10 protein-coding genes and 1 pseudogene are annotated in these 10,105 nt (G+C 57.9%); 3 read left to right on the forward strand and 8 right to left on the reverse strand.

Annotated features, from left to right (window positions below):
- Positions 1-29 precede the first annotated feature (29 nt).
- Positions 30-824: a TraB/GumN family protein gene (locus tag ACK5JN_RS21955; RefSeq protein ID WP_416872080.1), complete on the reverse strand. Its 795-nt coding sequence runs from the start codon at positions 822-824 to the stop codon at positions 30-32.
- Positions 825-913: 89 nt separating this feature from the next.
- Positions 914-3,415 (reverse strand): copper-exporting P-type ATPase CopA, encoded by a 2,502-nt coding sequence (copA, locus tag ACK5JN_RS21960; protein ID WP_416872081.1) that lies wholly within the window; start codon positions 3,413-3,415, stop codon positions 914-916.
- Between the two features lie 95 nt (positions 3,416-3,510).
- On the opposite strand from copA, the gene cueR reads away from it, so the two are divergent.
- Positions 3,511-3,921, forward strand: a complete 411-nt coding sequence (gene cueR / locus ACK5JN_RS21965) for a Cu(I)-responsive transcriptional regulator (protein WP_416872082.1) — start codon at positions 3,511-3,513, stop codon at positions 3,919-3,921.
- Positions 3,922-3,923: 2 nt separating this feature from the next.
- On the opposite strand, the gene ACK5JN_RS21970 is transcribed toward cueR, so the two are convergent.
- Positions 3,924-4,385 (reverse strand): NfeD family protein, encoded by a 462-nt coding sequence (locus ACK5JN_RS21970; protein WP_416872083.1) that lies wholly within the window; start codon positions 4,383-4,385, stop codon positions 3,924-3,926.
- Positions 4,382-5,299 carry an SPFH domain-containing protein gene (locus tag ACK5JN_RS21975; RefSeq protein ID WP_064548038.1) on the reverse strand — a complete coding sequence of 306 codons (918 nt, stop codon included), beginning with the start codon at positions 5,297-5,299 and terminating at the stop codon, positions 4,382-4,384. Before ACK5JN_RS21975 ends, ACK5JN_RS21970 begins: the two co-directional genes overlap by 4 nt.
- A gap of 126 nt (positions 5,300-5,425) precedes the next feature.
- Between ACK5JN_RS21975 and fetA the strand changes: the two genes are divergently transcribed.
- Together fetA and ACK5JN_RS21985 are read left to right on the forward strand one after the other, a co-directional pair.
- Positions 5,426-6,097 (forward strand): iron efflux ABC transporter ATP-binding subunit FetA, encoded by a 672-nt coding sequence (fetA, locus tag ACK5JN_RS21980; protein ID WP_416872084.1) that lies wholly within the window; start codon positions 5,426-5,428, stop codon positions 6,095-6,097.
- Positions 6,090-6,305: pseudogene (locus tag ACK5JN_RS21985) on the forward strand (ABC transporter permease); the annotation flags it as partial. The gene fetA and the pseudogene ACK5JN_RS21985, both read left to right, overlap by 8 nt.
- Before the next feature lie 225 nt (positions 6,306-6,530).
- On the opposite strand, the gene ACK5JN_RS21990 reads toward ACK5JN_RS21985, so the two are convergent.
- The 4 genes from ACK5JN_RS21990 to ACK5JN_RS22005 form a co-directional block, all read right to left on the reverse strand.
- Complete coding sequence (locus ACK5JN_RS21990; protein WP_023135249.1) at positions 6,531-6,749, reverse strand: DNA-binding transcriptional regulator; 219 nt, start codon at positions 6,747-6,749, stop codon at positions 6,531-6,533.
- A 66-nt stretch (positions 6,750-6,815) separates the two neighbouring features.
- A complete protein-coding gene (locus ACK5JN_RS21995; RefSeq protein WP_416872085.1) occupies positions 6,816-7,985 on the reverse strand; it encodes a phage late control D family protein in 1,170 nt (389 codons plus the stop codon).
- A complete protein-coding gene (locus ACK5JN_RS22000; protein WP_212456063.1) occupies positions 7,982-8,467 on the reverse strand; it encodes a phage tail protein in 486 nt (161 codons plus the stop codon). Before ACK5JN_RS22000 ends, ACK5JN_RS21995 begins: the two co-directional genes overlap by 4 nt.
- A 12-nt stretch (positions 8,468-8,479) precedes the next feature.
- Positions 8,480-10,105 (reverse strand): phage tail tape measure protein (locus ACK5JN_RS22005; protein ID WP_416872086.1); only part of this gene is annotated, 1,626 nt, incomplete at its 5' end.

A 10,105-nucleotide genomic window follows, 5' to 3' on the forward strand; every position in this document is an offset into this window, starting at 1 on the left:
ACGGGCCAATAGAGATATTGGCCATTTTTTTATTTCAGCATTTGCGGCAGGTTACCTTCGCCGTACAGATGTAGCGCCCCCACGGCCACCACGTAGCGGCCCGGCGGCAGCGCCAGCAGCGCGTCGCGCCAGGCTTCATTACGTTTCACCATCAGCACATCATACAGCGACTGACTAAAGGTATTGGGCAGCGTCGTGCCGCCGTTGGTCGGCGGCTGCTCGAGCCACCAGCCGATCATCACCTGCAACAGCCGCGCGTTGGTATGCCAGTGCGTCAGCGTATCGTCGAGCAGCGCCATGCCGCCGTCGGGGAGATGGCAAAGCAGGCTGACCTGGCTGTCCGCGCCCTCCAGCTCCTGCACCGGTAGTGCAGCCTCGCGCGCGGCCTGCAGCAGCTGATAATCAATGCCGTAGTCCGGTCGCAGCCCCAGTCTTTGCGCCTGGGTAGCCTGTAGCACCATGGCTATCTGCCATAACGGCTGATTATCAATACGGGCCAGCGACATCCCCTGTTCCTCGAGCCGTTTTTCCAGTTCGCTGAGCTGCCCGGCGCTCAGGCGCTCGGCTAACGGCGGGTATTCTGGCAGATCGCTGAACGGCGTGTCGCTGCCGGAAATGTCGGCTTCCACAATCAATGCGTCGGCCTGACGCAGCTTCTGCAACAGTTTTGCCGGAAGCGGCGCCATATCACGCGTGCCCATGTGGATGCTGCCCACCAGATGCAGGTGGCGACCGCCGGGCAGCGAGATATCAAGCGCCGGCCAGCCGTAGGGCGAGCCGCGCAGGGTTCGCCATAGACGTTGTAGTTGATTTAACAGACTCATCCGCGCTCCCTGGAAGGAAAATGCCATGCTAGCGCGCCGGGGGGAAAGGTGCAAACGCGCCCCGTCCGAAAACGGGCGGGGCGGTAGGGCTAAGCTTTAGGTTTAAACCGCAGCAGGCGGTTGGCGTTGCTCACGACCGTAATGGAAGAAAGCGCCATCGCCGCCCCGGCAACCACCGGGTTGAGCAGCGTACCGGTTAACGGCCAGAGGATCCCCGCGGCAATCGGAATACCCAGCGAGTTATAGACGAAGGCGCCGAGCAGGTTCTGCTTCATGTTGCGCAACGTGGCGCGGGAAATTGCCAGCGCATCGGCTACGCCCACCAGGCTGTGGCGCATCAGCGTAATGGCGGCGGTTTCAATCGCCACGTCGCTGCCGCCGCCCATCGCGATACCGACGTCGGCCTGCGCCAGCGCCGGGGCGTCGTTGATACCGTCGCCGACCATCGCCACCTTCTGGCCCTGCGCCTGCAAATCTTTAATCGCCTGCGCTTTGCCGTCTGGCAGCACGCCGGCGATCACCTCATCAATACCGGCCTCTTTGGCAATCGCGTTGGCGGTTACCGGGTTATCGCCGGTCAGCATCACCAGACGGTAGCCTTCCTGATGCAGGCGCTGGAGTGCGGCGACGCTGTCGCTACGCAGCGGATCGCGTATGGCGAACAGCGCGGCGGCTTGACCATCAATGGCGAGCAGCACCGGCGTGGCCCCCTGAGCGGCCTGCTGTGCCAGCTCGTCGTCCAGTTCGCGAGTATCGATTTGCTGTTCGTGCATCAGCGCCTGGTTGCCCAGCAGCAGGCGGTGGCCGTCGCTCTCCCCGCTGACGCCCAGCCCGCGCAGGGTGCGGAAGGCGCTCACCTGCGGCAGCGCGTTATCGGCCGCTTTTTCCAGAATGGCGCGCGCCAGCGGGTGGTTCGAACCTTGTTCCAGCGCGGCGGCCAGGCGCAGCGCGGTCGGTTCGCTGATTGCCCCCAGCGTTTTCACGGCCACAACCTGCGGTTTACCTTCCGTCAGCGTACCGGTTTTATCAAACACCAGCGTGGTCAGTTCGCTGGCGCGCTGTAGCGCGTCGGCGTCGCGGACCAGCACGCCGTATTCGGCAGCGCGGCCCACCCCGGCAATAATCGACATCGGCGTTGCCAGACCTAGTGCACAAGGACAGGCGATGATCAGCACCGTGGTGGCAATCACTAGCGTGTAAACAATCTGCGGCGCCGGGCCGAAGACGTACCAGATCGCGGCGCTGAACAGGGCAATCGCCACCACCACCGGCACGAACACGGCGGAAATTTTATCCGCCAGCTGGCCGATTTCCGGTTTGCTGCTTTGCGCCTGACGCACCATTTTGATAATGCGCGACAGAGTGGTATGGCTACCGACGGCGCTGGCGCGGAACAATACCGAGCCGTCCTGCACCACCGTACCGGCGTGAATGCTGTCGCCGTCGCCTTTCTGCTGCGGAATCGGCTCGCCGGTGAGCATGGCCTCATCAAACCAGGCTTCGCCCTGGCTGATTTCACCGTCGACGGGAACCCGGTCGCCGGTGGCTAAGCGTAGGATCATCCCCGGCTGTACGTCGGCCAGCGGCACGGTTTTTTCACCGTCGTCGGTAACGACCCGCGCGGTCGGCGGCGTCAGGTCGAGTAATTTTTCCAGCGCCCGCGATGAACGCTGGCGCGCCCGCGCTTCCAGCATATGGCCGAGGTTAATGAGACCGATAATCATGGCGCTGGCTTCGTAATAGAGGTGGCGGGCTTCCATCGGGAACCACTGCGGCCACAGGTTGACGCTCATCGAGTACAGCCAGGCGACGCCGGTACCGAGCGCCACGAGGGTATCCATCGTCGCGGTGCGGTTCTTCAGGCTTTTCCACGCGCTGCTGTAAAAATGACCGCCGGCAAACACCATCACCGCCAGGGTGACGAGGCCGATCACCAGCCACAGCGAACGGTTATCAGCGGTGACCATCATATTGTCGCCGATCATTCCCCAGACCATCACCGGTACGCCGACCAGCAGGGCGACAATCGCCTGCCAGCGAAAACGTTTCATGGTGGCGAGGGCGGTTTCCTGCTGGCGTTCACGGCGTTTGAGGTCGTCTTCAATCGCTTCCGCGCCGTAGCCCGCTTTCTCGACGGCCTGGACTAAATCACCGGCGGAAGCGCTGCCCATCACCAGGGCCGTGCGCTCCGCCAGATTTACCCGTGCCTGTACCACGCCCGGTACCGCCTGCAAGGCGTTCTGTACGCGGGAAACGCAGCTGGCGCAGCTCATACCGTTGATCAGCAGCTGTTGGCTGTCATCCAGTTCCTGTGCTGCCGGAAGCTCAGGGGCGGCCGCTGTCAGTGCTTCCGACGGGAGTGATGACTCTGCCAGCGGTTTAGCCTTTGGGTGGCTGAGCTCCGCGCCGTAACCGGCTTGTTTAATGGTTTCAATCAGCGCCTCGGCGCTGGCGCTGCCGGTGACGTGGGCCGCTTCAATGGTGACGTCCGCATGGTCAACGTCAGGGCGCTGTTCCAGGCTCTCCTTCACGCGTTTGACGCAGTGGCCGCAGGACAGTCCGTCCAGCGCCAGATCGATAGTTTGAGACATATTCCTCTCCTCAATTGATGGGTGACCAAATTCATCTTTTGGTCTACAGTGAGAAAGGTTAAACCTTCCAGCAAGGGGAAGGTCAAGGGGGAAACGTGAATATCAGTGATGTTGCCAAAAAAACCGGCCTGACCAGCAAAGCCATTCGCTTTTATGAAGAGAAAGGGCTGGTGACGCCGCCGCTGCGCAGCGAGAACGGCTACCGCAGCTATACGCAAAAGCATCTGGATGAATTTACGCTGCTGCGCCAGGCGCGGCAGGTTGGCTTTAATCTGGAAGAGTGCGGCGAGCTGGTGAATCTGTTTAACGACCCGGAGCGCCACAGCGCCGACGTCAAAGCCTATACGCTACAGAAGGTGGCGGATATTGAGCGCCATATCAGCGACCTGCAGGCGATGCGCGATCAGCTGCTGTCGCTTGCCGCCGCCTGCCCGGGTGATGACAGCGCCGACTGCCCGATTATTGATAATCTCTCCGGCTGCTGCCATCGCAAATCCACGGCATAACGTTAGCGGGAAGGGGCGAGCCTGACGCGCAGCACGATCCCTTCCACCGCAATCACCTCCACTTTACTACCCGCGGGCAGATCATCGTCGGCCTGCACCGGCCATGAACTGTCGCCGACGCGCATATGACCACGGCCGTTAACCAGCGCGCTGTCGAGGGTAAAACGCTGGCCTAACAGCTGCTGGCCGCGCTGGTTTAGCCGGCCCTCCGCCGGGCGCTGCTTATCGCCCCGGCGGGTGAGCCACTTCCACCACAGCCAGGCCGCCAGCAGGGTCAGCACCGCAAACAGTACACCCTGCCACGCCCAGTCGACCGGCAGCGCCCAGGTAATCAGCCCGGTTGCCGCCGCGGCCACGCCGCTCCACAGCAAATAGCCGCTGCCGCCGAGCATTTCCGCCGCCAGCAGCAGGCCACCGAGGCTCAGCCAGAAGATATGTGGGGGCGCCAGCACCAGCGCGATCATGATGATTTCCGGTCGCGGCTGCTGTCTTTAATCAGCTCGGCAACCCCGGCGATAGACCCCATCAGGCTGCTGGCATCCAGCGGCATCATCACCACCTTGCTATTATTCGCCGAGCCAATCTGCTGGAGGGCATCGGTGTATTTTTGCGCCACAAAGTAGTTAATCGCCTGAATATCCCCGGCGGCAATCGCTTCAGAGACCATTTTGGTGGCGCGCGCTTCCGCTTCTGCGGAACGCTCGCGGGCTTCTGCCTGCAGGAACGCGGACTGACGCTCGCCCTCTGCGGTGAGAATCTGCGCCTGTTTTTCCCCTTCGGCTTTGACGATCTGCGCCTGGCGGATCCCTTCGGCTTCCAGAATGTAGGCGCGCTTGGTACGCTCGGCCTTCATCTGCGCGTTCATCGCGTCGATAAGCTCCGCCGGTGGGCGCACGTCGCGGATCTCAATACGGGTGATTTTAATCCCCCACGGATTGGTGGCTTCATCGACGATATGCAGCAGGCGGGTGTTGATGTTATCGCGCTGGGAAAGCATTTCGTCGAGCTCCATGGAGCCGAGCACGGTACGAATGTTGGTCATCGTCAGGTTGATGATCGCCAGCTCCAGGTTGCTGACCTCATACGCCGCTTTTGGCGCGTCGATCACCTGAATAAAGCACACGGCGTCGATGGCGACGTTGGCGTTGTCTTTAGAGATAACCTCCTGCGATGGGATGTCGAGAACCTGCTCCATCATATTGATTTTGCGGCCAATACGGTCCATAAACGGCACGACAAGACTTAAGCCAGGATGCAGGGTTTTGGTGTAGCGGCCAAAACGTTCAACCGTCCACTGATAGCCCTGCGGCACGATTTTGACACCCGCGGCAACCACCACCAGGGCGACGAAGATAAGAATAGGGATAAACACCAGCATAAAACCTCCTGTTTTACTGTCCATAACTTCAACAAGTATATCGGCTATGGCGGTGAAATTCGCCCCCTGAAATTAATTGGGGTTACACTAAACGGATAAAAGAAAAAAACGGGACAAAGAAAGGCAATGACGGAAAATAGCGCGATTTTACAGCTTAAGCAGGTGAGCTTTCATATTGGCGAGAAAACGGTCCTTGATAATATCAACCTCAGCGTGGCCCCCGGTGAATTTAAGCTGATTACCGGCCCGTCAGGCTGCGGCAAAAGCACCTTATTAAAAATCATCGCCTCGCTGCTTTCGCCGAGCAGCGGGCAGATTCTGTTTAGCGGGCAGGATATTAACAGCCTGACGCCGGAAGCCTATCGTCAGCAGGTTTCTTACTGCGCGCAAACCCCCGCGCTGTTTGGCGATACGGTCTATGACAACCTTATTTTTCCCTGGCAAATTCGCAACCAGCAGCCGGAACCGGATCGTTTTCTGGCCCAGCTGTCGCGCTTTGGGTTGACGGAAGACACGTTGTCAAAATCGATCAATGAGCTGTCGGGTGGAGAAAAGCAGCGCGTGTCGCTGATTCGCAATCTGCAATTTTTGCCGAAGGTTTTGTTGCTCGACGAAATTACCAGCGCGCTGGACGAGCAGAATAAAAACAACGTGAACGACATTATTCATCACTACGCGCGTGAGCAAAACGTTGCGGTGCTGTGGGTCACTCACGACCAGGATGAAATTCGCCATGCGGATGAGGTGATTACGCTGCCAGCCCACCCGCAGAGCGTCAGGGAGTCAGATCATGAATAACGAACACATCATTACGAACCAATCACTGGCGCTGTCGATGGTGCTGGTGCTGGTCGCCATTGTGGTGAGCTACCGGGAAAAGCTGGCGCTGGAAAAAGACATTATCTGGAGTATCTGCCGGGCGGTGGTGCAGCTGATTATTGTCGGCTACGTGCTGAAGTATATCTTCAACGTTAACCATGCGGTGCTGACGCTGTGCATGGTGTTGATTTTCGGTTGTTCCGGTAGGAACTCATAATCGCTTGGTCGTTGGTTCAAACCCAACAGGGGCCACCAAATTTAAGCAGTAAATACATACAGTTAGGCCACTCTCGCGAGTGGCCTTTTTGTTTCCTCGTTTTCGAGTGGCGATAGAATGGCGGTGGATTTTTTACCGCCACTTTGCTGAGGGCATAAAAAAACCCGCACGCGGCGGGCATTTAGCGGAAATTTATCAGAGCCACAATGGCCGCTGACCACCGACAGTCGGGTGCGGCGGTGCCGGGTCAATGGCCCCCGGAGTAACAATAAAGCGCTCTATCGTTTCCATTGTCATAAACGTGCAACTACAGTTGATGTTCTGGCACTGGTGGTAGCGCTCTTTCGTATTTTCGGTTAGATAGCGGCTTGTTCGCGCATGTGCGGCATGATGGCACTTCGGACAATGAAACATAACCCACCCCTTATTCTCAATTCGTGAAGCAATGATAATCATCAATTCACTTTTTGTGAATACATTTTATTCATCATCCGATTCCGCGCTGTACTCCACATCAGAGAGTTTAACCTCAAGCTCTAAGCCCGTCGTGAAGCCGCTATTATTTAGATTGTGAGTCACCTTACTGATTAACCAAGATTGCTCGTCTATGACACGCTTAAATCCTGACACGCGCACCGGCACCTCAGGGAATAAATCAGCCCTACCAAGCGCCAGCGTAATTGAAAACTCCGCAACGCCTCGCTGCAGCTTATCCCATTTAGCCTGAGCGGCGCGCATCGCCTGCGCCTTAGAAGCGTAGACAGTCGTCAGCGCCAGCACGTTATCGGCCTCCCCTGCCATATACTCACCCTCGCGCGCCTCCGGCTCTTTTTTGGCCTTTGTCTTTTTGCTAACCGGCTTTGCTTTCGGGTGCTCCAGTGCGCGCAGGTGCTTCTCTTTTGGCTTACGTTTCAGTGTTACTTTCTGTTTTTGCGGCTTCGGGTCTTTGGTGTGCAACCATTTTGCCGTTACGCCGGTATAAGCCCCACGGTCGGCAATGGCAAACTGGTGACGGTCGCCATCGCTGCGGGTCAGCGTCATTTGTGGGACGGGTTTACCGCTGGCCGTCATCGCACTACCGGCTTTCAGAAACAGGAGTTTCCCCGCTTTCACTGACACCGCAGCCCCATTTCGGTCAGCCAGCCGGGTCAGAAATACGGCGTCGGACTCCTGCGACTGGTCGATGTGCGGTACCGGTATTTTTTTCAGTGAATCCGCGACGCTGGCCGTCAGTTTATTGCGCTTTGCAATGGTGCTGACCAGCTCACCGAGGGTGGTGTCGTGCCATGATTCTTCACGCCGTGAATTGAGCGTTCCGCGAAAATCTGCACTACGCGCCCGGATGGTCAGGGTATCAGGCGCGCCCCGATGCTCAATCTCATCGACCGTGAAATCGCCCTTATTCAGAAGCGCCGAACCCTGCCAGCCAAGCCACAGCGTCAGCACCGCCCCGCGCAGGGGTAACTCGACTTTGCCGTCGGTGTCGTCGAGTTCAATGTCGAGCTGGTCAGCCTCAAAGCCCCGGTTGTCGGTCATGGTGAGAGAAATCAGCCGGTCGCTAAAATTGGTGGTAATGTCCTGGCTGTTCAGCGTCAGCATAAATGCCGGTGCAATACTGGCACCGGCGTCAATGGTCATGCCCGTAATCATGTGGTCAGCCCTCCGAGCGCGCCCTGCAGTTTATCGGTCAGATTACCGGCAGAGCCGAGAAGCTCGCTGGCCTGTTTATTCAGGTCGCCAAACATGGCCGTCAGTGATTCGTCGACCCGTTTCAGCGAAAGTGTGAATTCAATCTTTCTGGCTGCGCCGTCATCAAAAAACTCGGTGTGTGTTGTCGATACCTTATCGACGACATACATACCGAAAATCTCCCCCGTACCCTCAATCAGCGGCCACGCCTTACCCTCGTCAGCCATCAGCTCAACAGCTTTCAGGGAAATCCGACCACCGGTAATAGCAGGGTAAAGCGTACCGCCAAGCTGGCGGGATGTTTCCCCCTCGCCGAGAAACTGATACGCAGGCGGTTTACCGACCCGGTCATTAGACGCCCAGCGGTAATCCTTCGAGTGCTGCATCGACTGATAAGGCAGGGTGCGACGTTCAAACACAAACATTCCAAGCGCAAGCATCATCGTTTATTCCTCTCAGTCATGACCCATACTGGCACGCTGACGCGCACGCTTTTCGCGCTCAATCTGTTCGAGCGTGTCGCGTAGCTGTCTGTCAAGCTGATGCCCCGGCGCAACACCTCCCGGCAGAGTGATGTTGTATTCGCTTTTGCTCTGGTCGATGTAGGAGCGCCCCGCCGGTGCGGTAACTGGCTGATAAGCCTGATAGCCGCCATATGTGCTGGTTGCCGGGATGTAGGAATTACCCTGCGTGGCGGCGTTGGTTTTGGCGGCAGTCTGGTCGAGGCTGTCCGATTCTTTGTTGATGATGCCGAGTTTTTCGAGAAGCCAGTCGACACCGCTGCGCAGCTTGTTAAATACATTAAGCGGAGCCATCAAGGCAGAGGTCAGTGCCTGACCAAAAATAACGCCGACATTTTTGCAGCTATCAAGCGTCTCCTGTGTGGCCTTGACTGGTGCAATCAGGTCTTTAAACCATTGCCAGACGCCGCGCAGCTTCTCACCGAGGCCGTCAAAAATGGGTGCCAGTGGAGCGAACATTTCCCCGACCGGTGCAAAGGCGCTCATGATGCCCTCAATCACCCCCGAGAAAAATGCGCTGATGGGCTCCCAATATTTGCGGATGAGAAGCGCCCCGGCCACAATCGCCGCACCGACGGCCACAATCGGCCAGGTAATTGCACCGAGCGCTGTCACAATGGCACTACCGACAACAGTAAAGACCGTACCCAGCACGCCAGCAGCGGCGATAATGGCGTTAATCCCCATGACAACCGGCCACGCAACGAGACCAATGCCGCCGATGATACCAATCAGAGCAAGTGCGCCACCGGCGATAATGCCGATGGTTTCCGCTAACTCCTTGTTATCTTTGATCCAGTTGTCGAGTTTTAACACATACTGCGTGGCGGTTTGGGTGAGTTTGCGCAGCGAGTCCTCTTGCTGGTCAAAAAGGTCGGTACCGACTGCCTCATAAGCAGACTGGAACTCTTTAAAGTCGCCGCCGAGGTTATCCTGCATAACCTTAACCAGTTCCTCGGTTTTACCGTCCGAGGCTTTAAACGCGGCAGTGAGCCGGTCAAGTTTGCCGCTTGAGGCTGCTTCCATCAGTACCGCCGCCGCCGAGCTGGCCTCCTCGCCGAAAATGGTCTTCATGTACTCGCCGCGCTGGCTTGTCCCGAGGTTGTTTTTCTCAAAGCTGCGCTGCATTTCTTTCAGGATAGAGAATATCGGGCGCGTATTCCCCTTGCTGTCGGACGTTTTGACGCCGAGCTCCTTAATGGCCTCAAACGCTTTTCCGGTGGGAGCCTGCAAGCGGCTGAGAATGGCGCGGCTACCCGTACCTGCCATTGACCCGGTGATTTTGGCGTCGTGCAGCGCACCGACCATTGCGGCGGTTTGCTCGATGCTCACCCCGGCATTTTTCGCCACTGGCGCGGCATAGGTCAGTGCGTCGCTCAGTCCGTCAAAATCGGCGGCGGTTTTGTTCATCGTCATCGAGAGAACGTCGCCAATGTGAGCAATCTTGTCGTTTGAAAGTTGAAACGCTGATTTCATCCCGGTCAGCAGCGCAGCGTTTTCCTCCATAGAGCGCCTGTTTGACAGCGCCATATTCAGCGTGACCGGCGTCGCCGCCTGAAT

It is taken from the genome of Kluyvera sp., assembly GCF_047971185.1.
Taxonomy (GTDB): Bacteria; Pseudomonadota; Gammaproteobacteria; order Enterobacterales; family Enterobacteriaceae; genus Kluyvera.

What these genes read in the sequence shown, in the direction of transcription:
- ACK5JN_RS21955 (WP_416872080.1), bottom strand. Translation starts at nt 824, where the DNA reads ATGAGTCTGTTAAATCAACTACAACGTCTATGGCGAACCCTGCGCGGC.
- copA (WP_416872081.1), bottom strand. Translation starts at nt 3,415, where the DNA reads ATGTCTCAAACTATCGATCTGGCGCTGGACGGACTGTCCTGCGGCCAC.
- ACK5JN_RS21970 (WP_416872083.1), bottom strand. Translation starts at nt 4,385, where the DNA reads ATGATCGCGCTGGTGCTGGCGCCCCCACATATCTTCTGGCTGAGCCTC.
- ACK5JN_RS21975 (WP_064548038.1), bottom strand. Translation starts at nt 5,299, where the DNA reads ATGCTGGTGTTTATCCCTATTCTTATCTTCGTCGCCCTGGTGGTGGTT.
- fetA (WP_416872084.1), top strand. Translation starts at nt 5,426, where the DNA reads ATGACGGAAAATAGCGCGATTTTACAGCTTAAGCAGGTGAGCTTTCAT.
- ACK5JN_RS21990 (WP_023135249.1), bottom strand. Translation starts at nt 6,749, where the DNA reads ATGTTTCATTGTCCGAAGTGCCATCATGCCGCACATGCGCGAACAAGC.
- ACK5JN_RS21995 (WP_416872085.1), bottom strand. Translation starts at nt 7,985, where the DNA reads ATGATTACGGGCATGACCATTGACGCCGGTGCCAGTATTGCACCGGCA.
- ACK5JN_RS22000 (WP_212456063.1), bottom strand. Translation starts at nt 8,467, where the DNA reads ATGATGCTTGCGCTTGGAATGTTTGTGTTTGAACGTCGCACCCTGCCT.